Below are 23,360 nucleotides of genomic sequence, written 5' to 3'. Positions count from 1 at the left end.
CTCCCCATGGCAATTCCGTAGCCGGGCAAGGCAAAGGAAGAGGACAACTTCAACGGCCAGTACCGCAGCAAGTACCTGCTGGCGGTGCCCGGTCAGCCTCGAGTTCCCCGCCCCGGCGGACGGCAAGCAGGGCTGAGGCGGGACCGGCGCGAACCGTCGGCTCAGGGGCTCCCGGCGGGACCACGGGCGTCCCGCAGCGGTTGACTTTCACCCTGCCCGCGGCGAATCGTAAAGAAACCCCCAGCCCGCGTTTTGCCAAGCATTTGATACTGCTGGACTTTTTCCGGACAACCCCGCTCCGGATCGTAAACGGAATCGTAAAGAAATCCCGTCCCGCGGCGGTCCCGGGTCCCTGCCCCGGGAAGGCTTCCGCCAAGCGCTATATTCATCCGCAGCCATGGAACTGTCCCAGGGGAGGCCGATGCCTTGGCTACGCTGATTCCGAACAGGGGGACCTGCGCGGGGCGCATGACGCCCGGCGAGCGGCGCTTCTCGCTGCGCCTGGAAGACAAGCTCGAGGAAGACTACCTGTGCTGGTACGACGTTCCGATCGGGCCCAGGTACAGGCATCCGGACTTCGTCGTGCTCCACCCGCACCGCGGCATCCTGGTGCTGGAGGTCAAGGACTGGAAGCAGGAGTCCCTGGCCGAGATCGACCGCGACCGGGTGGTTCTCAACACCGAGCGCGGCCGCGTGGTCGAGCCCAATCCGCTGCGCCAGGCGCGCGACTACGCCATGGAGATCCAGCGCCTGCTGCAATCAGACCCGGCATTGCTGCATCCGGCCGGCCATCGCCGCGAAGGCAAGCTGGTCATGCCGTGGGGATTCGGCGTGGTGCTGACCGGCATCACCCGCCACCAGTTCGAACAGATGGAACTGGATGCCTTCATCGGCGCGGCCAGCGTGATCTGCCGGGACGAGATGACCGAGGGCGTCGATCCGGAAGAGTTCCAGAAGCGGCTGTGGGACATGTTCATGATGCCGTTCCCCTGCCAGCTGACCCTGCCGCAGATCGACCGCGTGCGCTGGCACCTGTTCCCGCAGCTGCGCATCCAGCAGCAGGGCGAACTGCTGCCGCCACTGGCAGCCGAGCCGCAGGAGGTGCCGGTGGAGATCCCCGACATCATCCGGATCATGGACCTGCAGCAAGAACAGCTGGCGCGCTCGCTCGGGGACGGGCACCGCGTGATCCATGGCGTGGCCGGCTCCGGCAAGACCATGATCCTCGGCTACCGCTGCGTCGAGCTGGCGCGGCGGCTGCACAAGCCGGTGCTGGTGCTGTGCTTCAACAAGACCCTGGCCAGCCGCCTGGAGCAGCTGATGGTCGCGCACGCCGTGCACGACCGCGTGGCGGTGCGGCATTTCCACGGCTGGTGCAAGGAGCAGCTGCAGACCTATGGCGTGCGCCCGCCTCCGTACCAGGACAACGCCGACCGCTATGCCGCCTTGCTGGTGGAAGCCGTCATCGCGGCGGTGCAGGCCAAGGCCATCCCACGCGCGCAGTACGGCGCGGTGCTGATTGACGAGGGCCACGACTTCGCGCCGGAGTGGCTGCAGCTGGTGGTGCAGATGGTCGACCCGGAGACCAACTCACTGCTGCTGCTCTACGACGACGCACAGACGCTTTACGGCAACGGCGGGCGGCGCAAGTTCAGCTTCGCCAGCGTGGGCATCCAGGCGCGCGGGCGGACCACGATCCTGCGCCTGAACTACCGCAACACCCTGGAGGTGCTGTCGGTTGCCAAGGCCTTCGCCGAGGAAGTGCTCGCCCCCCAGGAAACCGACGACGACCATGTGCCGGTGATCCCGCCCGAGAGCGCCGGCAGGCGCGGCCCGATGCCGGAGCTCTGGCGGGGGCGGAACATCTGGAACGAGGCGGACTTGATCGCCGCGCGCATCGGCGACGCCCTGGAGCAGGGCGCGAGCCCGGACGACTTCGCCGTGCTGTGCCATTCGAACCGGCTGGCGGAACTGGTCGCCGGGCAACTGCGCAAGCGCGGCCTGCCGGTGCTGGTTGCCAGTGGCGAGCGCCGGCGCAACCTGTTCAGCGGCGACCCGGCGATCAAGGTCATGACCATGCACTCCAGCAAGGGCCTGGAGTTCGACACGGTGTTCATTCCCGGGATCTGCGAGCTTGCTTCGCCAGAGAGTGACGGCGAACGCCGGCAGCAGCAGGTCCGCCTGCTGTACGTGGCCATGACCCGGGCGCTGCGCAAGCTGGAGCTCTCCCACCATGGCAATGGACCGATGGTGGAGCAGGTGCGCGTTGTGATCGAGAACGTGGGCCGCCAGCTGGCCGCCTGACCCACGCGCCGCGGGTCCGCCCAGGGCCGGAACGAGGACGGGGCCGCCGAAGCGGCCCCGCCCTTGGGGTTACAGCGCCTGGCCTGGCTTACCAGATCCGCACGCGGTCTTCCGGCTTGATGTACAGCGGGTCGCCTTGCTTGACGCCGAAGGCGTCGTACCAGGCGTCGATGTTGCGCAGCGGGGCGAAGGCGCGGATGTGGCCCGGGGAGTGGGTGCCGTTGACCAGCTGCTGGCGCAGGGCGTCATCACGCCACAGGGTGCGCCAGACCTGGGCCCAGCCGAGGAAGAAGCGCTGTTCGCCGGTGAAGCCGTCGATCACCGGGGCCGGCTTGCCGCCGAGGGAGCGGCGGTAGGCCTCCAGGGCGATGGTCAGGCCGCCGAGGTCGCCGATGTTCTCGCCCATCGAGGTGCGGCCGTTGATGTGCAGGCCCGGCAGCTGCGGGAACTCGTAGGCCTCGTACTGGGCGGCCAGCTTGGCGGCCTGGGCCTCGAACTTGGCCGCGTCCTCGGCGGTCCACCAGTCGCGCAGCACGCCGGCACCGTCGGACTTGCGGCCCTGGTCGTCGAAGCCGTGGATGATCTCGTGGCCGATCACGCCGCCGATGCCGCCGTAGTTCACCGCCGGGTCGGCGTCCGGGTCGAAGAACGGCGGCTGCAGGATCGCGGCCGGGAACACGATCTCGTTCTTGACCGAGTTGTAGTAGGCGTTGACGGTCTGCGGGGTCATGCCCCACTCGTCCTTGTCCACGGTCTTGCCGAGGCGGGCGCGGCGGTAGTCCCACTCGAACTGGCGCGCGCGCAGCGCGTTGCCGACCACGTCGCCATTGGCGATGCGCAGGCCGCTGTAGTCGCGCCACTTCGGCGGGTGGCCGATCTTCAGGCCGAAGCCCTTGAGCTTGGCGTGGGCCTCGGCCTTGGTGGCCGGGCTCATCCACTCCAGCTGGTCCAGGCGCGCGGCCATGGCCGCCTTCACGTTGGCCACCAGGGCGTCCATCTTGGCCTTGGCGTCCGGGGTGAAGTACAGCTCCACGTAGTCGCGGCCCACGGCCTCGCCGAGGCTGGCCTCGACCAGGGACACGGCGCGCTTCCAGCGCTCGCGCTGCTCGAGCTGGCCGTTGAGGAACTTGTCGCGGAACTCGAAGTGGGCGTTGGCGAAGCGGCTGGACAGCAGCGGCGCGGCGCCGTCGACGGCGTGGAACGCCTGCCAGGCCTGCAGGGTGGCCACGTCGGTGTCGGCGAAGACCTTGGCCATCTTCGGGATGGCGGTGCCCTGGCGCACCACGGCCACGCTGCCGTGGTCCACGCCGGCGGCCTTGAAGTACTCGGCCCAGGGGAAGCCCGGGGCGTAGGCGTCGAAGCGCTCGAACGGCACCGGGTTGTAGGTGCGGTCGCGGTCGCGGCTTTCGGCGCGGGTCCAGTGCGCCTCGGCGATCTTGGTCTCGAACGCCAGCACCGACTGCGCGGCGGCCTGCGGGTCCTTCCAGCCGGCCAGCTCCAGCAGCTGGGCGATGTAGGCCAGGTAGCGCTCGCGCTGCGGGGCGAAGTTGTCGCGCAGGTACATCTCGCGGTCGCCCAGGCCCAGGCCGGACTGGTTCATGTACAGGGTGTAGTGCTCGGGGTCGCGCTGGTCGTCGCTGACCGACAGCCCGAACAGGGTGGCGTTGAAGGTGTCGCGCGCGGCCATCAGGCGCGCGATCTCCAGGTGCGAGCCGGCCTTGCGCACGCGCTCCAGCAGCGGCTTGAGCGGGGCGGCGTCGAGCTTCTCGATCGTCGCTTCGTCCATGAAGCCGTGGTAGACCGCGGCGATCTTGGCGGCGTCGCCGCCTGTGGCCGGGTCGCCCAGCTTGTAGCTCTCCACCAGCTGGTGCACGCGCGCCTCGGACAGGTCGCGCAGGGCGCGGAAGGCGCCGTAGCTGGACTGGTCGGCGGGGATCCGGGTGTTCTTGGCCCAGGTGCCGCTGGCATAGGCGAAGAAGTCCTTGCCCGGGGCCACGCTGGTGTCCATGCCGGCCACGTCGAAGCCCCAGCTGCCGAAGCGCGGGGTCTCGATCGCGCCACCGCCGGCGGCGTCGCCGGCCGGCTGCAACAGCTGCAGGGTGCAGGCGTCGTCCAGGCAGGCATGGGCGTCATGGGCGCCGGCCGTGGCGGCCAGGCCGAGGGCGACCAGGGTCGCGGCGCTAAGCAGGGTCTTCTTCAAGGCAGTCTCCATTCGGGGGTCGCACGGATGCGATCGCCCAGCATAGTGGCCGGGGCGGGCGTACGCGGGTGCCTTAGGTTGGGTCGCGCCGCGTCGCGGCGGCCTTCACGTGGTCCACCAGCGCGCGCAGCCGCGGCGGGGTGTGGCGGCGGGCGGGAAAGTACAGGTAGAAACCGGGGAACGGCGGCAGGTAGTCCCGCAGCAGCGGCACCAGTTCGCCGCGATCCAGCCAGGGGCGGAAGCAGGCCTCCGGGGCGAAGGTGATGCCGGCGCCAGCCAGCGCGGCGCGGATCATCAGCGACAGGTCGTTGGTGGTCAGCTGCGGCTCGACCTGCACGTCGAACGGGCGCCCGTCCTCGACGAACTCCCAGCGGTACGGCGCCAGCTCCGGGCGCGCGCGCCAGCCGATGCAGCGGTGCCGCACCAGCTCGCGCGGATGCACCGGCACGCCGTGCGCGGCCAGGTAGGACGGGGCAGCCACCGCCAGCTCGCGCTGCGGCCCGCCCAGTGGCACGGCGACCATGTCCTGCTCGATCACCTCGCCCAGGCGTACGCCGGCATCGAAGCCGGCGGCGACGATGTCGAACTCCTCGTCGGTCACGGTCACGTCCAGGGTGATGTGCGGGTAGGCCTGCACGAACGAGGCCACCAGCGGGCCGGACAGGAACGGCTCGGCGATCGAGGCGACCGCCACCCTGAGCACGCCGCGCGGACTGGCGTCGCCGCCGGCCTCCTCCAGCGCCGTGGCCAGGGTGGACAACGCCCCGGCCATCTGGGCGTGCAGGCGCTCGCCGGCCTCGGTCAGGCGCACGCTGCGGGTGGAGCGCTGCACCAGGGCCACGCCCAGCGCATCCTTCAGCCGGCGCACGCCCTGGCTGACGGCCGAGCGGGTCACCCCCAGGCGGTCGGCGGCGGCGCGGAAATTGCGCGACTCGGCCACCGCCCGGAACAGGTGCAACAGGTTGAGGTCCGGCTGCATGGCGGGCTCCTGGGGGATTGGTTAGCCAATCTAACCACCACGTCCAGTTCCGGGGGAATTCCGTGGACACTGGCGCCGGCCTAGGGTGGTTCCACCCCCCGACGGAGAATCCCCATGGCCCCTGCTCCCTCTCCCGCTTCCCACCGCGTCCCTGCGTCCGCCTCCACGGCCCCGTCCGTGCCCCACCCTACGTCGGGATGTGGGTGAGCGACGACGGCTACATCCGCCACGAACTGCGCGCCGACGGCCGCTACGACGAGGTCCGCGGCCTGCGCCGCAGCGCCTACCAGGGCCGCTACACGATCCGCGGCAACCACATCGACTACCTGGACGACACCGGCTTTTCCGCCGATGGCGAGTTCATCGACGGCGTGCTGTACCACGCCGGCATGGTCCTGCGCCGGGTGCCGGCCGCCTCCGCCTTCCGCGCGGACTGACACCCCCAACCGGAGTTCCCGCCATGAACGACAACATCCACGGCAAGGTGGTGCTGGTCACCGGCGCCAGCAGCGGCATCGGCGAGGCCACCGCGCGCGTGCTCGCCGCGCGTGGCGCGCGCGTGGTGCTGGGCGCGCGCCGCCTGGACCGCCTGCAGCGGCTGGCCGAGGCGATCGCCGCCACCGGCGGCAGCGCCAGCGCCCGCGAACTGGACGTGGCCAACCGCGCCAGCATGCAGGCCTTCGCCGAACACGCGCTGCAGCGCTTCGGCCGCATCGACGTACTGGTCAACAACGCCGGCATCATGCCGCTGTCGCCGATGGCGGCGCTGAAGGTCGAGGAGTGGGACGCCATGCTCGACGTCAACGTGCGCGGCGTGCTGTACGGCATCGCCGCGGTGCTGCCGACGATGCAGGCGCAAGGCAGCGGCCACGTCATCAACGTTTCCTCGATCGGCGGGCTGTACGCGATGCCGACCGCGGCGGTGTACTGCGGCACCAAGTTCGCGGTGCGCGCGATCTCCGAGGGCCTGCGCCAGGAGAACGACCGCATCCGCGTCACCTGCGTCTATCCGGGCGTGGTCGAGTCGGAGCTGGCCGCGACCATCACCGATGCGGACGCGGCCCGCGCCATGGCCGAGTTCCGCAAGGTCGCGCTCAGGCCCGAGGCGATCGCCAACGCCATTGCCCACGCCATCGCCCAGCCGGAGGACGTGGACACCAGCGACATCGTCGTGCGCCCGGTGGCGCACCCGGCCTGAGCATGCATGCACAGGAGGATCCCCATGCCCATCCGCTCCCTGCCCTGGCGCCTGGCCATCGGCTGCGCGCTTGCCCTGGCGTCCGCCGTGCCCGCCGCCGCCGCGCCGGTGGCCGATCCCCCCGCCTCCGATGCGGCGGCCAATGCCGCGCGGGTGCGCGAGGCCTTTGCCGCCTGGCGCGACGGCCGCGGCAGCGTGTTCGACCTGCTGCACGAGGACGTGGAATGGACCGTGGCCGGCACCAGCCCGGTTTCCGGCGTGTACCGCTCGCGCGCGCAGTTCCTGGAACAGGCGGTGGCGCCGATCGGCGCGCGCCTGGCCACGCCGATCGTGCCGACGGTGGAACAGGTGCTGGCGCAGGACGACATGGTGGTGGTGGTCTGGTCCGGCCAGGCCACCACCCGCGATGGCGGGACCTACCGCAACCGCTATGCCTGGCACATGCAGCTGCGCGAAGACCGGATCGTGCGCGTGATCGCCTTCCTCGACACCTGGGCGCTGGCGGAACTGTTGCGCTGAGGCTGCGGCGTGACTGGCGCGCATGGGCGTGCGTGCAAAGGCCCCTGCCGGCGCCGGGCGCCGGCAATGGCCTTCCCCGCCCACGGCTGGATCCCGCTACGCGCGTGCCGCCGTCAAAGCAGCAGGTAGCGCACGCGCCGGCAACGGCAGCGCATCCCGCCGTCGCGGGTCGGCAGCTCGTAGCGATGGAAACCCAGCAGGCAAAGTACCGTCGAGATCAGGCGCAACATGGCTGCGATCCCCTGGCGCACGCCCGGCCACGCTCCCGCCCGGCCCACCGGACCGTGACGGGTGACCGCCGTGCATGGGACGAGCATCGCGTCCGCCGCTGCGTCACGGAATCGGCTTTGTCTCAATTTGCCCGCGCCGCGGAAGCGGCGGCAGCGCGTCCTAGCGCAGCTGGTAGCGGACCCGGCGGCAACGGCAGCGTAGGCCACCGTCATGCGTCGGCTTGGTGTAGCGATGGATCCCCAGCAGGCACAGCAGCTTGGACAGGCGTTCCATGGACGATCTCCCCCTGATCGCTATGCGTCGCCCCGGCCGGGGCATATCCGTGACGTAGTTCACAGATGTTCCTCCAGTCCCGGGGGCTGCGCAATGGGGCCGCCGCTCAGGGGTCCAGCGACTGGCGGGCCGCGAAGTCGTCGCGCACGAACTGGTTGATATAGGTGTTGAGCCCGTCGCCGGCCTCGGCCAGGCGCTGCATCTCCAGCACGTGTTCGCTGCCGGGGTGGCGCGCGTCGTAGCGGTAGGTGCCGCCGCGGCGGAACCGCACCTCGATCCAGCCGGGCCCGCATTCGTAGGCGTCCACGCCCGAATCCCCGTCGTTGCCGCGGTATGGCTTCATGGCCGTCTCCTCGCACGCCCGCCGCCCGGGCACGCGCCCATGCCAGCACGTGGCGCGTGCAGGCCGGATCAGGACGCGCCGGGCGATGGCACGCCGCCGCGCCTGGGGCGCGCCGCGTTCAGTCCCCGGCCCCCAGCCGCCAGGCCAGCCCGGACACGCGGCTGACGTGGCGCGACAGCGCCAGGGCCAGGATCGCCGGGTCGGCGCACAGGTGCAGCGCATCGCGGGCGCGGGTCAGGCCGGTGTAGACCAGTTCGCGCGAGAGCACGCGGCTGTCCTTGCCCGGCAGCACCAGCCACACCTCGTCGAACTCCGAGCCCTGGGCCTTGTGCACGGTCATGGCGAAGGCGCTGTCGTGGGCGGGCAGGGTGGCCGGATGGAACGCGCGCGGAGCGTCGGGCGTGGCGCCCGGGAACCAGGCCATCAGCTGGCCGCGGTCGTCGCGCAGGCAGATGCCGATGTCGCCGTTGAACAGGCCGTGGCGGTAGTGGTTCTCGGTGACCAGCAGCAGGCGGCCGTGGAAGAAACCGTCGCTGCGCGTGCGCGGCTGCTGCTGGGCCAGGCGCTCGGCCAGCAACGCCTCGATCCGGGTGTTGAGCCCGCGCGCGCCCTGCGGGCCTTCGCGCACCGCGGCGAGGATGCGCAGGCGTCCGGCCAGGGCCAGGGCCTCGGCGGGCGTGGGCGCCTGGGCCAGGGCGGTCCAGTGGGCGAGGAAGTGCTCGCGCCGGGCCGGGTCCTGCAGCAGGTCGGCGGCGTCGGCGTGGTAGTGCACGCCGTCGAGCCTGCCCTCGCGCAGCAGCGCCAGCGCGCGTTCGCCGTCGCCGCTGCGCACCGCGGCGGCCAGCGGCGCCAGGTCCAGCGCGGCCGACTGGCGCCAGCCGCGCACCAGGTGCACGTGGCGGGCAGGGAAGGGCACGGCGGCATCGGGTGCGATCGCGGCCGGGTCGACCTCGCCCAGCAGCGGCTGCAGCGCGCCCGCGTCGGCGGCGGCCAGGCGCATGCCGTCGCCGGCGGCGGCGAGGATGCCGCTGAGCACGTCGCCGGCCTCCACCGAGGGCAGCTGGTCGGGGTCGCCCAGCAGCACCAGGCGCGCGCCGTCGGGCACCGCTTCCACCAGCTTGGCCATCAGCGGCAGGTCGATCATCGAGGCCTCGTCCACCACCACGATGTCCACGTCCAGCGGGTTGGCGGCGTCGTGGCGGAAGCGCGGGGAGTCGGGGATGGTGCCGAGCAGGCGGTGCAGGGTGCGGCCGCCGGTGGCCAGCGGCGCCAGCAGCTCCGGTTCGATGCCCTGCTCGGCCAGCAGCCGCGCGGCGCGGCGCAGGCTCTCGGCCATGCGCTCGGCGGCGCGGCCGGTGGGCGCGGCCAGGGCGATGCGCGGCGCCGGCTGGCCGGCGGCGGCGGCGCGCGCGGCCAGCAGCACCAGCAGGCGGGCGATGGTGGTGGTCTTGCCGGTGCCGGGGCCGCCGGTGACCAGCAGCAGGCGGTGGAGCAGGGCAACCGCGGCGGCGCGCGCCTGGTGGTCGCCGCCGCCGGCCGCCTGCGGGAACAGCCGCGCGAACAGCGGCGCCAGGGCGGCGATGCCTTCCGGCTCGGCGGCGCCGCTGCCCAGCCGCTGCAGGCCCGCGGCCAGGCGGCGCTCGTACTCGCGGTAGCGGCGCAGGTAGAGCAGGCCGTGCTCCAGCACCAGCGGCGCCGCGCCGGGGGCTTCGTCCGCACGCGCGCCGGGGCAGGCCACCCAGCGCGAGGCCTGCAGCGCGCGCTGCCACTGCGCCGGGTCCGGCCAGTCCAGGTCCAGGTCGAGCAGGGCGCGCGGCTGGTCGATGCGGAAGCCGGCGTGGCCGGCGGACACCGCCAGCGAGGCCAGGGCCGCGGCCAGCACGACCTCGTCCGCGGTGCCCGGGTCGAGCCGGCGCAGGCCCACGGCCAGGGCGTGGTCCAGGGTGCGCAGGTGGCCCTCGCTGCGCAGGCGCTCGAGCAGGCTCATGCCGCCGCTCCCGCCGGCTCGCGGCCGGCAAACAGCGCGTCCACCGCCTCCACCAGTGCTGGCTCGAAGCGCCAGGCCTGCACGCCCGGGCGGCTACCGTCGGGTGCCGCGGCGGCCGCGTCCAGGCCGCGGCAGAACAGGTAGCGCACGCCGCCGAAGTCGCACGCGTAGTCATAGGCCCCGCCCAGGCGGAAGCGCAGCCAGCGGTGCAGGGCCACGGTGTAGATCAGCGCCTGCAGCGGGTATTCGCTGTGTTCCATGGCCTCGGCCATCTGCGCCGGGCCGTAGCCGCGCAGGCGGTTGGACTTGTAGTCGAGCACGTACCAGCGTCCGTCGTGCAGGTAGGTCAGGTCGATCAGGCCGGTCATCAGGCCCTCGAGCGTGCACCGGCCGCCGAAGCCGCTGCGCCCGCGCAGCAGGCCGTGGCGGTGGAGCAGGGCCAGCAGCTGCTCGCTGCGGGTCGGGGCCAGGGCGAACTGGAACTCGATCTCCGCGCGCCGCTGCGCCTCCGGCAACTCGGCCAGGCGCACGCCCTCCGGCAGCGGTACGGTCAGGGTGTGGCCGGCGAGGCTGGCCAGCAGGGCGATGCCGTCGTCCAGCTCGGCCTCGGCATAACCGGCATTGCGCAGCGCGCGGACAATGCGCGCCTCCTCGCCGGGCGGGGCCGGATCGCCCGGGCGCCAGTCGCGCCAGGCGGCGAAGTCGGCGTACTCGAGCACCTCGTGCAGGACCACGCCGAAGCGCGAGCCGGCAAAGCGCGGATCGTGGCCCTCGTCGGCCGGGGCCTCGGCCTCGGGCGCGGCGGGTTCGTCGCGGCCGCCGGGCGGCGGCTGGGTAGCGGCGCTGGAGGTGTCGCCGGCGCCGTCGGCGCGGGCCAGCTGGGTGAAGCTGTACACCCACCAGTCGCTGGCCAGGGAGCGGCCGGGCGTGCGCGCCGGCGGCACCTCGCCCTCGGCCTCGGCCGGCAGCCACGGCAGGCTGGCCGGCGGCGGGGTGGCATCGAGCACGATGGAGCCGGGCAGGGCGGCGGCCAGCACCTGCGGATCGCGCAGCATCGGCCACAGGGGGGTGGCGTGGTGGTTGTAGAACTCGCCGCTGGCCAGCCACAGCGCGTCGCGCGCGCGGGTCAGGCCCACGTACAGCAGGCGCGCGTCCTCGGCCCTGCAGGCTTCCTGGTGGCGCGCGACCGCATCACCCCAGCCGCTGGCCTGCTCCTGCAGGCGCCACTGCAGCAGCGGGCCCTCGGCGTCGTGCACCACCACGCAGCGCGAGGGCGTGTCCGGCCTGGCGCCGATGCCGACGAACGGCAGGAACACCAGCGGGTACTCCAGGCCCTTGCTCTTGTGCAGGGTCACGATCTGCACCCGGTGCGCGTCCGACTCCAGGCGCAGCAGCTGGGTCTCGTCGTTGCTGCTGGCCTGGGCGATGGCCCGTTCCAGCCAGTCGACCAGGCCGTGCAGGCCCAGCGCCTGGCGCTGCGCTTCCTGCAGCTGCTCGGCCAGCTGCAGGTAGTTGGTCAGGCGGCGTTCGCCGTCGACCAGGGCCAGCAGGCGGGTGGCCTGGGCCGCGCACAGTTCGCCCAGCAGGGCCAGCGGGCCGCCCTGGTCCAGGCGCTCGCGCCAGCCCAGCGCGGCGTGGCGCCACTGGCGCATGGCCTCGCCGTCGCCATCCAGGGCGGCAACGTGGTGCGCGTCCTGGCCGACCAGCACGGTGGCCAGGGCGGCGCGCAGGCGGGCGTCGTCGTCGCCGTGCAGCAGCGCCTGCAGCAGCACCAGCACCTCCAGCGCCTCGCCGGTCTCGAACAGGCTCTGGCTGCCGGCGGCCACCGCGGGGATGCCGACCGCGGCCAGGGCCTGGCGGATCTGCGTCGCCTCGCGGTGCTTGCGCACCAGCACCGCGATGTCGCCCGGCCGCACCGGGCGGCCGTCGATGCTGGCGCGGCCGGCGCGGGCATCGCTGAGCACGGCATGGATCGCCGCCACGCAGGCATCGGTGGCCAGTTCGCGCGAGCGCCCGGCCGGCCAGGGCTTGCGCTTGCCCTTGGCGTCGACCGGCGGCGGCGGGGCCTGCCACACCGTCAGGGCCGGGGCCGGACTGCCGTCGCGCAGGAAGTCGCCGTCGCCGCGGCGCCCGCCCGGCTGCACCGGGTGGAAGGCGATGCGCGGATCGGCGAAGGCGGCGGCGCCGGCCTGCGCGTACAGCGCCTCGATCGCGGCCAGCACGCTCGGCCGCGAGCGGAAGTTGCGGTCCAGCGCCGGCGCGGCCTCGGCGGTGGCGCAGGCGGCCAGGTAGGTTTCCACGTCGCCGCCGCGGAAGCGGTAGATCGCCTGCTTGGGATCGCCGATCAGGAACAGCGCCGGCTCGCCGCTGGCGGCACCGAACACGCGGTCGAAGATCCGCCATTGGCGCGGGTCGGTGTCCTGGAACTCGTCGACCAGGGCGATCGCGTACTGCTCGCGCAGGCGCCAGGCCAGGGCCTCGCCGTGGGCGCCGTCGAGCGCGGCGGCGACGCCGTCGATCAGGTCGTCGTAGGTCTGCACCCGCAGCTGGCGCTTGAGCGTGGCCAGCCTGCGTCGCGCATCCGTGCGCAGGCGGTGCAGCAGGGCCACCCGGCGCGCCTCGCGCCAGGCCTCGACCGCCTCCATGGCTTCGGCATAGGCCTGCACCGCGTCGCACAGCGGCGAATCGGGGGTCTTGCCGGCACCGGCCTTGCTGGTGCACTTGAGCAGGGTGGCGCGCTGCAGCTGGCCCAGCTTGTCGTGGTGGAACGGCACCTCCGGGCGGCCGGCCTGGCACCAGCGCCGCAGCTGGTCGAACAGTTCGCCGATCCAGGCCGCGCGGTAGCTGTTGTTGTTGAGCACCTTGCCCGCCACCGCGGCCAGCAGCGCCTCGCGCAGTTCGTCGCCATGGGCCAGGCCGGCCTCCAGCAGCGCGCGTGCGGCCGCCTCCAGCCGTGGTTGCGGATCCGGCTGCGCCGGGTCCGGCGGCTGCGGGCGCAGGCGCGGCTGCCGCGCCAGCGCCGGCAGGTCGGCGGCCAGCGCCTTCGGGCCATCGCGCCACAGTTCTTCCAGGTCGGCGGCGGTTGCCGCATCGGTGGCGTGGGCACGCCACAGGTCGGCGGCCACCGCCTCACGCAGGCCCTGGTCGTTGGCCAACAGCTCCGGCGGCTCGAAGCCCTGGCCGCTTTCCAGCGCGTGCTCGCGCAGCACCCGGGCGCAGAAGCCGTGGATGGTGAACACCGCGGCCTGGTCGATGCCGTCGGCGGCCGCGCGCAGGCGCCGCGCGACCGCGGCGGCGTCCTCGCCGCTGCGGGCCAGGTGGGCTTGCAGCAGGCGCGCGGTCAGTTCGGCATCGGCCGAACCGGTGCCGGGCACCACGCCGGCGGCCACGTCCGCGGCCAGCACCAGGCGCCGGCGCACGCGGGCGCGCAGCTCCTGGGTGGCGGCCTCGGTGAAGGTGACCGCGAGGATCTTCTCCACCGGCAGCGCGCGCTCCAGCACCAGGCGCACCACCAGGGTGGCCAGGGTGAAGGTCTTGCCGGTGCCGGCGGAGGCCTCGATCGAGCGCACGCCGTGCAGGTCCAGCTCCAGGAACGGATCGCGGGCGCCGCTCATGCCGCGTCCTCCGCGTCGTGCACCCCGGCCAGGCCGAACAGCAGGTCCGGGTCCACGCCCGGCGCCAGGCGGCCGTCGGCCACCGCGGTGTACACCGCCTCGGCGGTCTCGACGAAGCGGTGCAGCAGGGCCGGGTCGGCGAACGGATCGCGGCCGCGCAAGGCCAGGCGCAGCGCCGGATCGGCGGACTCGGGCGGACGCGGTCCGCCGCCATGCCAGCAGGTGCGCGCCCTGGGCACGCTGCGGGGGTAGTCGCCCTGGCCCTGGTAGATCTCCCAGCCGCTGTACGGGGCAAACGGCAGCGGCTCGCACAGGCCGGCCGCGCGCAGGCGCAGCAGCGCGGCCAGCACCGCGCGCGCCTGCTCCGGGGCCAGCGGCGGGCGCGGGAACGGGCCATGGCGCACGCCGTCCTCGAGCCTGAGCTCGTGGAACTCAACCAGTTCCAGCGGCAGGCCGGCGGCGCGCGCCAGCAGCCAGTCCAGGCCGTGGCGGATGGTGGCCGGGCCGCCGGGCCTGCCCAGGCGCACCCGGGCGATGCCCTGCGGGTAGACGTCGTCGATGCGGCCGCGCAGGCGCACGCCGTCGACCACCACCTCGGCCACCAGCGACCGCGGACCGGCGTCGCCACGCCAGCCGGCGAAGGCTTCCAGCCAGGGCTGCAGTTCGCCCACCTGGCGTTCCAGCAGGCGCCGCCCCGGTTCGCCGGAGGGCAGCAGGCCACGCGCGCGCAGCAGGGCGTGCATGCGCCGCGGTTCCTCGCCGCGCAGGGCGGCCTCGAACACCGCCCGCTGCATGCGGCTGCGGTCCAGCGCGCTTTCCGGCGCGGCCAGCGGTTCGACGTCGTCGCCGTGCTCCTCCAGCTCCGGCAGGCGTACGCGCACCCGCGCCAGGAACTCGCGCGCCGGGTTGAGCAGGAACCGGCGCAGCGCCTCCAGCGGCAGCACCGACTCGCCCGGCTCGTCCGGATCCGGGGGTGGCGGCAGGGCCTGGCCCTGGAACCACGGGCCCAGCACGCTGCGGCGCGCGGCCGGCTGCGCCGCGGCCTCGCGCCAGTCGCGGCGGTAGGAGAAGCGGCGCGGCTCGCCGCCGGCGCCGAACGCGGCCGCGGCGAACGGCTGCAGCGGATGCCGCACCACCAGCGCATCCGCCAGGCCGGCGGTCTCGCCCGGCGGATGCGCGTGCTGTTCCACCGCCGCTTCCAGCAGCTCGGACACCAGCACCGAGGGCTCGCGCTCGCTGCCGTCGCGCGGGTCGGCGCCGATCCAGCTGACGTAGAACACGTCCTGGGCGGCGGCCAGCAGCTGCAGGAACAGGAAGCGGTCGTCCTCGCGGGTGGAGCGGTCGCCGACCCGGCGCTTCCCGGTGCCCAGCTCGGCGGTCAGGCGGTTGAGGCCGGCGGCCGGGTCGCGGCGCGGGAACTCGCCGTCGTTCATGCCCAGCACGCAGATCACCCGGAACGGCAGCAGGCGCATCGGCACCATGCGCGCGACGCTGACGCCGCCGGTCAGCAGCGGGGCGCGGGTATCGGCTTCGGCCAGGGCGGCGGCGAAGTGGGCGCGCACCGCCTCGGCCGGCACCGGCGCCTCGTAGCCGGCACGGCGCGCGGTGTCGGCGAAGGCGTCGACCAGGCTGCGCAGGCGATCCAGCGCGCGCTGGGTGGCCGGGCTGGCCGGCGGCCGCGGCAGCAGCGCCTTGAGCAGGTCCAGCAGGCGTTCGCGCCACTGCGCCGGCGGCATCGCCCCGGCCAGCGCGCCGGCGTTGCGTTCCAGCACCCGCAGCAGCCGCAGCAGGGTGTCCAGCGCCTCCAGCGCGCTGCCTTCCAGGTCCGGCAGCGGCGCCACCACGCGGCCGTCGTCCAGTTCGATCGACGCGTCGCTGCCGGAAGCGTGGCCCAGCAGCAGGCGGTCCAGGGCGAAGGCCCAGGTGTAGGCGTCGTCCTCCGGCGCATCCAGGCGCGCGCGGTGGGCGGCGTCCAGGCCCCAGCGCGCGCCGGCCGCGTCCAGCCAGGCGCGCAGGCGGTCCAGTGCCGGGGCGTCCAGGCCATTGGCCTCGGCCACCGCCGGGCTGGCCAGCAGGTCCAGCACCTCGTGCAGGCCGAAGCGCGACACCGGCAGCGCCAGCAGGCGCAGGAACACCCCGGCCAATGGTTCGTTGGCCAGCGGGCTGGCATCGGCCAGGGCGTAGGGGATGGCGTCCGCCTCGCCGCGGCGGCCGAACACCGCCTCCAGGTAGGGCAGGTAGGGATCGATGTCCGGCGCCAGCACCGCGACCTCGCGCGGCTGCAGCGGCGGATCGAAGCGCGGGTCGTCGAACAGCCCGCGCAGCTGGTCGGCCAGCACCTGCAGCTCGCGCAGGCGGGTGTGGCAGGCGTGCAGCTGCAGGCTGGGGTCGGTGCGGTCCACTTCCGCGCGCAGCGGCGCGCCCGGCCGCGGGCGGCGGTGGAAGATGTCCGACTGCAGCCGGCGCAACAGGCTGTCGCGCAGCGCGCCGCCGCCCTCGCCGGGGTCGGCGTGGACCTCGAACTCGGCCGAGGCATGGACCACCTCGTAGCCGCCGACCAGGGCCATGAAGTCGGCGCCGGCCGCGCCCCACAGCTGCAGCAGGCGGTTCTCCTCCGCCTCGGCGCGCGGCTCGCCGCGGCGCAGGCGCTGCAGGTCGCCCCAGTAGTCGGCCACCGGCGAGGGCACGAACAGGTGCAGGGTGCCGACCCGGGCCTGGGTGGCGATCACCCGCAGCACGTCGGGCGAGACGTTGAGCGTGGCGAAGGCCGACAGCCGCGGCGGCAGGCCCTGCGGCAACGGGCCGCCGGCCGGCGCGTAGCGCTCCAGGTACTGCTGGATGCGGCGCGCGCGGTGCGGGCGGCCGCGGGCCACGCGCCGCCAGAGGATGGCCTGCGGGTCGTCCGGGTCGGCGCCGTCCTCCCAGCGCAGCAGCCACTCGCGGCGCCAGGCCTGGTACTTGTTGAACACGTTGGCCAGCTCGCCGGCCAGCGCCCAGGCGCGCAGCGGGTCGTCCCCTTCGACGTGGGCGGCGATCTGGGCCATGGCCGGCTGCCGCAGCAGGGCGTGGTCGCACAGGGCGGCGTACAGGTGCCAGCGCAGGGTCTCGGCGTCGAGCTCGTCGCCGTCCGGGTCGGTGGGCAGGTTGGCGGCCAGCGCCTGGCCCACGAACTCGCCCGGGGTGAGGAACTGGATGTTGGCGGCCACGCCGTGCTCGGCGGCCAGGGTGGCCTGCAGCCAGCGGCGCATCGCCACCTGCGGGATCAGCACCACCTCCGGCGCCAGCAGCGGCTGGCCGGGCGCCGGCTCGCGCAGCACCCTGGCCAGGATCCCGGCCAGGATCTCCAGCGAGTTGGAGTGGTACAGCCGGAAGTCGGGGCAGGCGTCGGGATGGTGCTCGGGCATCCGGCCATCTTGCCGCAGCGCCATCGCAACAGGCGAGACGGCGGCCGGCGCTGGCTAGAATCGCGCCGACGCGGATGGCCGCAGGGGGATTGGATGCGCGCGATGCGGCTGCCGCCGCTGCTGGGACCTTTGCTTGCGCTTGCACTGGCGCTGCTGCTGGGCTGGAGCTTCTGGCGCAGCGCCGGCTGGCTGCAGCTGTGCGCCGGCCTGGCGCTGTTCCTGTTCGGCATGCAGTGCCTGGAGGAAGGCCTGCGCCAGCTGGCCGGTGGCGGCCTGGAGCGGCTGCTGGCGCGCAGCACCGGCACCCCGCTGCGCGGGCTGCTGTTCGGCATGGCCGGCACCGCGCTGCTGCAGTCCACCACCCTGGTCTCGCTGCTGACCATCGCCTTCATCGGCTCGGGGCTGATCCAGCTGGCCGGCGGCATCGCGGTGATCCTGGGTGCCAACCTCGGTGCGACCAGCGGCATCTGGCTGCTGGCCCTGGCCGGGCAGGACCTCAGCCTGTCGCCGCTGGCCCTGCCGCTGCTGGTGTTCGGCGTGCTGGGCGGCTTCGCCGGCGCGCGCGGCAAGGCGGCCGGGCGGGTGGTGCTGGGCGTGGCCTTCATCTTCCTGGGCATCGACCAGCTCAAGCTGGGCTTCGACCAGTTCGGCGCGGGCCTGGACCCGGCCGCGGTGCAGGGCAGCGGCGTGGCCGGCACCGCGCTGTTCGTGCTGGCCGGGCTGGCGGTGACCGTGGTCCTGCAGTCCAGCCACGCCACCCTGATGCTGACCCTGGCGGCGCTGGCCGGCGGCCAGCTGCAGCTGGAGCAGGGCCTGGCGATCGCGGTGGGCTCGAACGTGGGCAGCAGCGTCAGCACCGCCTTCGTCGGCATGCTCGGCGGCAACCGCAGCGGCCAGCGCCTGGCCCTGGCGCACGCGCTGTTCAACATCGTTACCGCGAGCGCGGCCCTGGTCCTGCTGCTGCCGCTGACCTGGCTGGTGAAGGCCGTGGCCGGGTTCTCCGGCTTCGGCGGCAACGCGCTGCTGCAGCTGGCCCTGTTCCACACCCTGTTCAACGCCGGCGGCGTGGCCCTGTTCTGGCCCTGGCAGCGGCGGCTGGAGGCGCTGCTGCGGCGCTGGCTGCCGGACCGTCCCGATCCAGCGTTGCCCGAGGCGCACGAAGCGGATGTGGCGATCGGGCGCGTGCATGCGCGCCACCTCAGCGGCCCGGCGCTGGAATCGGTGGATGCGGCCGCGGCCGCGGTGGCGCTGGAGCTGCGCCACCTGGGCGAACTGAGCATGGAGGTGATCTGCCAGGCGCTGTGCCTGCCGCCGCGCGCGCTGTCCGCTGCCGGGACCGATCCGGCCCTGCTCGACGGTTCCTGCGCGCCCGGCCAGGCGGTGGACGCCGAACTGCTGTACCAGCAGCGGGTCAAGGGCGTGTATGGCGACCTGCTGGCATTCATGAGCCGGCTGGAGCTGCCGCTGGACGAGGAGCACCAGCGCTTCTGGGCCGGCAGCCAGCTGGCGGCGATGCAGATGGTCAACGCGGTCAAGAGCGCCAGGCAGCTGCAGAAGAACCTGCAGCGCCACCTCGCCGGGCCCGATGGCCCGGTGCGCGCGGCCTACCTGGAGCTGCGCGCGCACCTGTTCGGCCAGCTGCGCGCGCTGCATGCGCTGCGCCACCTGGGCGACGTGGATGCGCTGGCGACGAAACTGGCGCGGCTGGACGCGGAAGCCGACGCGTTCCAGGCACGCTTCCGCCAGCAGCTGTTCGAGCGGGTGCGCGAGGGCGCGATCGACGGCCTGGACGCCGGCTCGCTGCTCAACGACCAGGGCTATGCCGGGCAGGTCTACCGCCAGCTGCGGCAGCTGTTCGACCGCGCCGGCGAGCCGGGCTCGCTGCAGCAGCTGCGCCAGCTTTCCACCGCCGCCTGAGCCGCGCGCGGCAGGGCCGGACAACGTGCACGCGGTGGCACGATCCGGCCCACGTCCGGGACAATTCCTGTACTGGGCGGTTCAATGGATAGGTTAAGATTCAGTCTTTCCGACGCATGATGCGCCGGTTTGTGGTTCCCCCAACCGCGAAGGAAACGCGCGCCACATGCCCGCTCCCGCCGCCAACGCCGTCGCCCTGCAGGGAGTCCGCCTCGACCGCGGCGGACGCACCATCCTGCGCGACCTCGACCTGACGGTTCCCGCCGGCAGCATCACCGCCGTGCTCGGACCCTCGGGCACCGGCAAGTCGACCCTGCTGGCCGCGCTGACCGGCGAACTGGTGCCGGCCGCCGGCAGCGTGCGCGTGTTCGATCGCCCGGTGCCGCGAGGGGCGCGCGAACTGCTGGAGATGCGCAAGGGCATCGGCGTGCTGCTGCAGGGCAACGGCCTGCTGACCGACCTGAGCGTGGCCGAGAACGTGGCCCTGCCGCTGCGCACCCATACCCGCCTGCCCGAGCCGCTGCTGCGCCGGCTGGTGGAGATGAAGCTCAACGCGGTCGGCCTGCGCGGCGCGGCGGAGCTTTATCCGCGCGAGCTGTCCGGCGGCATGGCCCGGCGCGTGGCCTTGGCCCGGGCGCTGGCGCTGGATCCGCCGCTGATGCTCTACGACGAGCCGCTGACCGGCCTGGATCCGATCGCCTCGGGCGTGATCATGAGCCTGATCCAGCGCCTGTCGCGCAGCCTGGGCTTGACCAGCATCATCGTGTCCCACCACGTGCACGAGACCCTGCCGATCGCCGACCAGGTGGTGGTGATCGCCAACCACGGCATCGTGTTCGATGGCACCCCGGCACAGCTGCAGGCCTCGACCGACCCGCTGATCCGCCAGTTCCTGGACGGCCAGCCGGACGGCCCGATCCCGTTCGAGAGCGCCCGCGAGGGCGCCGCGCGCGCGGAGGCTGCCTGATGGCCGCCGTCGCCGCGATCCGTTCCCTGGGCCGGGCCGGCCTGTTCTCGCTGTCGGTGCTACGCGCCTCGCTGCCCAGCCGCGACTTCTTCGCCGAGCTGGCGCGGGAGATCTACAAGATCGGCGGGCGCTCGCTGCCGATCATCGCCGTCGGCGGCGCGTTCGTGGGCCTGGTGCTGACCCTGCAGGGCTACCGCACCCTGACCACCTTCGGCGCCGCGGACGCGCTGTCGACCCTGCTGGGCCTGTCCCTGTACCGCGAACTGGGCCCGGTGCTGACCGCGCTGCTGTTCATCGGCCGCGCCGGCAGCTCGATCGCCGCCGAGCTGGGCCTGATGCGCGCCACCGACCAGATCAAGGCGCTGGAGCTGATGGCGATCGACCCGGTGGCCAAGGCGGTGGCACCGCGCTTCTGGGCGGCGGTGCTGTGCGTGCCGCTGCTGACCGGCTTCTTCTGCTCGCTGGCCATCTCCGCCAGCTGGTTCGAGGCGGTCAAGGTGCTGGGCCTGGACAACGGTACGTTCTGGGCGGCGCTGCAGGGCAGCGTCGATTTCTGGGACGATTTCGGCGTGGCGCTGCTGAAGTCCGCGGTGTTCGGCGGGGTTAGCGCGCTGGTGGCCGCCTACGTGGGCTTCCACGCCGAGCCGACCATCGAGGGCACCTCGGTGGCCACCACCCGCGCGGTGGTCAATGCCTCGCTGCTGGTGCTGATGCTGAACTTCGTGATGTCGGCCCTGCTGTTCCGTTGAACCGGCGCCGGCACCCGGTGCCGGCATTGCAGAAAAACCCCGGGCATCCTCCGGTGCCCTGTTCCGATCCGTTTCCCACAGGTAGCTCCCCATGGCAATCCGCGGTCCCAGGCTTGAATTTGCGGTCGGCGCCTTCCTCATCCTGGCGCTGGCCTCGCTGCTGGTGCTGGCCTTCGCCTCGACCAACCGCCAGTTCGGCCTCGGCGGCGGCAGCTACGAGCTGACCGCGCGCTTCGCCAACCTCGGCCAGCTGCGGCTGCAGGCGCCGGTGAAGATCGGCGGCGTGGTCGTGGGCCGGGTGAAGAAGGTCGAGCTGGACCCGGTGCGGTTCGACTCGATCGTCACCCTGGCCATCGACGAGCGCTACCAGGACCTGCCGGGCGACACCTCGGCGGCGATCCTCACCAGCGGCCTGCTGGGCGAGAGCTACATCGGCCTGCAGCCGGGCGGCGATCCGGAACCGCTGCGCCCCGGCGACGAGATCGTCTACACCCAGCCGGCGATCGACCTGATCCAGCTGGTCGGCAAGTACATGTTCGGCGGTGCCGGCGGCGGTGGCGCCGACCCGGCCAAGGTGCTGTCCCCGTCGTCCACCGAAGAACCGTCCCCCACGGAAGAAACGCCATGAAGCCCCTGATCTTCTCCCTCGCCCTGGCCCTGCCGCTGCTGGCGGGCGCCCCGGTCCACGCCCAGGCGCAGGCCCAGGCCAGCGCGCAGACCCCGGGCCGCCAGGTGGTCGAAACCGGCACCCGCGTCCTGACCACCCTGCAGCAGCGCCGCCCCGAGTTCCAGAAGGACCGCAAGGCGCTGCGCGCCTACATCGAGTCCGAACTGCGCACCGGCTTCGACCGCGAGTACGCCGCGCGCCTGGTGCTGGGCCCGCACGGCCGCGGCGCCAGCGAGGCCGACGTGGCCCTGTTCGCCGATGCCATGACCGACAACCTGATGCAGCGCTACGGCGACGCCCTGCTGGCGTTCGAGGGCCGCCCGCGCATCCGCCTGAAGTCGGAGACCCCGCTGCCGAACAACCGCGGCGTGCGCGTGTCCACCGAGATCCTGCGCGACGGCGGCGACCCGATCCCGGTCGACTACCTGGTGCGCAACAACGGCGGCTGGAAGATCTTCGACGTGATGGTCGAGGGCGTGTCCTACGTGCAGACCTTCCGCACCCAGTTCGACGCCCCGCTGCGGCAGAAGACGATCGCCCAGGTCGCCGCCGAGCTGCGCAGCGGCAGCCTGCGCCCGGACACCAATGGCAGCCGCTGACGGCGCCCGCGCCCGCCGCGAAGGCGAGGTGCTGCACCTGGAAGGCCGCCTGGACCGGACGGCCGCGGTGGCGCTGTGGCCGACGCTGCAGGCGCTGGCCGACGGCGCCCGCGCGCTGGAGCTGGGCGCGATCCAGGCCCTGGACAGCGCCGGCCTGGCGCTGCTGGCCGAGGCCGCCGCGCGCATGCGCGCCGGCGGCCAGGTCGAAATCCGGGGCGACGCGCCCGGCCTGGCCGAGCTGCGCGCCGCCTACCGGCTGGACCCCCAACTGAACTACGCCGGAGCCTCCCCATGAAGCCCGCCCCCACCGGCGCCCTGCTGTTGCCGCTGCTGTTGCTGGCCGGCTGCGCCAGCGCGCCCAAGTCCGCCGACACCGGCCCGGAGCCGGCCCCGCTCGTGGCCGGCACGGCGGCCGTCGCTGCCGCCGGCGAACCCACCGATCCGGCGACCGCCGCCCAGCCGGCGCCTGAGGCCGGAGCCGGCACCCTGGCGCCAGCGCAGGAAGGCGCGGAAGTCGCCGCGGTGCCGGCCGATCCCGTCGATCCCGTCGCTCCCGCCGCCACCGATACCGACGCCCTGGCGCCGACCGAGGCCGAGGACGACTTCGCTGCGCTGTACGGCGCGCCGGCCGATGGCGATCCGTCCGCGCGCCCGGCCTACGACCCGTGGGAGCCGATGAACCGGCGCATCCACGCCTTCAACAACGTGGTCGACCGCGCCATCGCCCGCCCGGTGGCGCGCGCCTACGTGGCGGTGGTGTCGGAACCGGTGCGCCTGGGCGTGGGCAACTTCTTCGACAACCTGGCCTCGCCGGTGATCTTCCTCAACCAGCTGCTGCAGGGCCGCCCGCGCGACGCGGTGCAGACCCTGGGCCGGTTCGTGGTCAACACCACCCTGGGCATCGGCGGCATCTTCGACCCGGCCACCGACCTGAAGATGAAGCGCCGCAGCGAGGACTTCGGCCAGACCCTGGGCATCTGGGGCTGGCGCAACTCGCGCTACGTGGAGCTGCCGTTCTTCGGCCCGCGCACGGTGCGCGACGTGTTCGGCCTGGCCGGCGACATGCCGCTGTCGCCGACCCGCCAGGTCGAGCGCGACCGCTACCGCATCGCCCTGCAGGGCGCGCAGCTGGTGGACCGCCGCGCCGCGCTGCTGCCGATCGAGAGCATGCGCGAGAACGCGGTGGACGAGTACGCGATGATCCGCGACGCGTGGATGCAGCGCCGCCAGTACCAGATCGAGGCCGACCGCCGCGGCAACCGCAGGCACGAGGGCGACGACCTGCCCGAATACCTGCGCGAGGACCGCGACCCCACCGTGCCGGTGGACGCGATGCCGATCCCCGGCACCTGAGCCGGAAGCGACGCAGGTGCACGAAGGGCCCGGGAGACCGGGCCCTTCTTCCATCC

At 73.4% G+C, this 23,360-nt stretch carries 16 protein-coding genes and 1 pseudogene; 11 read left to right on the top strand and 6 right to left on the bottom strand.

What is annotated here, in order from left to right:
* Positions 1–468 precede the first annotated feature (468 nt).
* On the top strand, positions 469–2,304 hold the full coding sequence (locus tag EIM47_RS06445) for a 3'-5' exonuclease (protein WP_125076442.1): 1,836 nt from the start codon (positions 469–471) through the stop codon (positions 2,302–2,304).
* A gap of 88 nt (positions 2,305–2,392) precedes the next feature.
* On the opposite strand, the gene EIM47_RS06440 is transcribed toward EIM47_RS06445, so the two are convergent.
* Together EIM47_RS06440 and EIM47_RS06435 are read right to left on the bottom strand one after the other, a co-directional pair.
* Complete coding sequence (locus tag EIM47_RS06440; protein WP_026010470.1) at positions 2,393–4,504, bottom strand: M13-type metalloendopeptidase; 2,112 nt, start codon at positions 4,502–4,504, stop codon at positions 2,393–2,395.
* 73 nt (positions 4,505–4,577) lie between these two features.
* Positions 4,578–5,483: a LysR family transcriptional regulator gene (locus tag EIM47_RS06435; protein WP_125076441.1), complete on the bottom strand. Its 906-nt coding sequence runs from the start codon at positions 5,481–5,483 to the stop codon at positions 4,578–4,580.
* A 170-nt stretch (positions 5,484–5,653) separates the two neighbouring features.
* On the opposite strand from EIM47_RS06435, the pseudogene EIM47_RS06430 reads away from it, so the two are divergent.
* The 3 genes and pseudogenes from EIM47_RS06430 to EIM47_RS06420 form a co-directional block, all read left to right on the top strand.
* Positions 5,654–5,920: pseudogene (locus tag EIM47_RS06430) on the top strand (Atu4866 domain-containing protein); the annotation flags it as partial.
* A 23-nt stretch (positions 5,921–5,943) separates the two neighbouring features.
* Entirely contained in the window at positions 5,944–6,681 is a 738-nt protein-coding gene (locus EIM47_RS06425) for an SDR family oxidoreductase (RefSeq protein ID WP_028915708.1), read from the top strand.
* A 24-nt stretch (positions 6,682–6,705) separates the two neighbouring features.
* Complete coding sequence (locus EIM47_RS06420) at positions 6,706–7,200, top strand: nuclear transport factor 2 family protein (protein ID WP_125076439.1); 495 nt, start codon at positions 6,706–6,708, stop codon at positions 7,198–7,200.
* Positions 7,201–7,810: 610 nt separating this feature from the next.
* Here EIM47_RS06420 and EIM47_RS06415 read toward each other — a convergent pair.
* From EIM47_RS06415 to recC, 4 genes are all read right to left on the bottom strand, one after another.
* Entirely contained in the window at positions 7,811–8,047 is a 237-nt protein-coding gene (locus EIM47_RS06415) for a hypothetical protein (RefSeq protein WP_019398379.1), read from the bottom strand.
* A 118-nt stretch (positions 8,048–8,165) separates the two neighbouring features.
* Positions 8,166–10,034 (bottom strand): exodeoxyribonuclease V subunit alpha, encoded by a 1,869-nt coding sequence (gene recD / locus EIM47_RS06410; RefSeq protein WP_125076438.1) that lies wholly within the window; start codon positions 10,032–10,034, stop codon positions 8,166–8,168.
* Positions 10,031–13,648: an exodeoxyribonuclease V subunit beta gene (locus tag EIM47_RS06405; protein ID WP_125076437.1), complete on the bottom strand. Its 3,618-nt coding sequence runs from the start codon at positions 13,646–13,648 to the stop codon at positions 10,031–10,033. The genes recD and EIM47_RS06405 overlap by 4 nt, the downstream gene beginning before the upstream one ends.
* Positions 13,645–17,052 carry an exodeoxyribonuclease V subunit gamma gene (gene recC, locus EIM47_RS06400; RefSeq protein ID WP_240626175.1) on the bottom strand — a complete coding sequence of 1,136 codons (3,408 nt, stop codon included), beginning with the start codon at positions 17,050–17,052 and terminating at the stop codon, positions 13,645–13,647. Before recC ends, EIM47_RS06405 begins: the two co-directional genes overlap by 4 nt.
* Positions 17,053–17,145: 93 nt before the next feature.
* Here recC and EIM47_RS06395 point away from each other — a divergent pair, with 93 nt between their 5' ends.
* The 7 genes from EIM47_RS06395 (at position 17,146) to EIM47_RS06365 (ending at position 23,304) form a co-directional block, all read left to right on the top strand.
* Complete coding sequence (locus tag EIM47_RS06395; RefSeq protein ID WP_125076435.1) at positions 17,146–18,969, top strand: Na/Pi symporter; 1,824 nt, start codon at positions 17,146–17,148, stop codon at positions 18,967–18,969.
* Positions 18,970–19,135: 166 nt separating this feature from the next.
* Entirely contained in the window at positions 19,136–19,936 is an 801-nt protein-coding gene (locus tag EIM47_RS06390; protein WP_019397492.1) for an ATP-binding cassette domain-containing protein, read from the top strand.
* Entirely contained in the window at positions 19,936–20,685 is a 750-nt protein-coding gene (locus tag EIM47_RS06385; protein ID WP_019397491.1) for an MlaE family lipid ABC transporter permease subunit, read from the top strand. Before EIM47_RS06390 ends, EIM47_RS06385 begins: the two co-directional genes overlap by 1 nt.
* A gap of 91 nt (positions 20,686–20,776) precedes the next feature.
* Positions 20,777–21,313 (top strand): outer membrane lipid asymmetry maintenance protein MlaD, encoded by a 537-nt coding sequence (mlaD, locus tag EIM47_RS06380; RefSeq protein ID WP_019397490.1) that lies wholly within the window; start codon positions 20,777–20,779, stop codon positions 21,311–21,313.
* Positions 21,310–21,951, top strand: coding sequence for an ABC transporter substrate-binding protein (locus EIM47_RS06375; RefSeq protein ID WP_125076434.1), 642 nt, complete (start codon positions 21,310–21,312; stop codon positions 21,949–21,951). The genes mlaD and EIM47_RS06375 overlap by 4 nt, the downstream gene beginning before the upstream one ends.
* Positions 21,938–22,246: an STAS domain-containing protein gene (locus tag EIM47_RS06370; protein WP_125076433.1), complete on the top strand. Its 309-nt coding sequence runs from the start codon at positions 21,938–21,940 to the stop codon at positions 22,244–22,246. The genes EIM47_RS06375 and EIM47_RS06370 overlap by 14 nt, the downstream gene beginning before the upstream one ends.
* Positions 22,243–23,304, top strand: coding sequence for a VacJ family lipoprotein (locus tag EIM47_RS06365; RefSeq protein WP_125076432.1), 1,062 nt, complete (start codon positions 22,243–22,245; stop codon positions 23,302–23,304). Before EIM47_RS06370 ends, EIM47_RS06365 begins: the two co-directional genes overlap by 4 nt.
* The last annotated feature ends 56 nt before the right edge of the window (positions 23,305–23,360 follow it).

Origin of the sequence: Pseudoxanthomonas sp. SGT-18, from assembly GCF_003931645.1 — a bacterium.
Taxonomy (GTDB): domain Bacteria; phylum Pseudomonadota; class Gammaproteobacteria; order Xanthomonadales; family Xanthomonadaceae; genus Pseudoxanthomonas.
The sequence above is the reverse complement of the archived record's forward strand: the minus strand, read 5'-3'. Positions and strand labels throughout refer to the sequence as shown.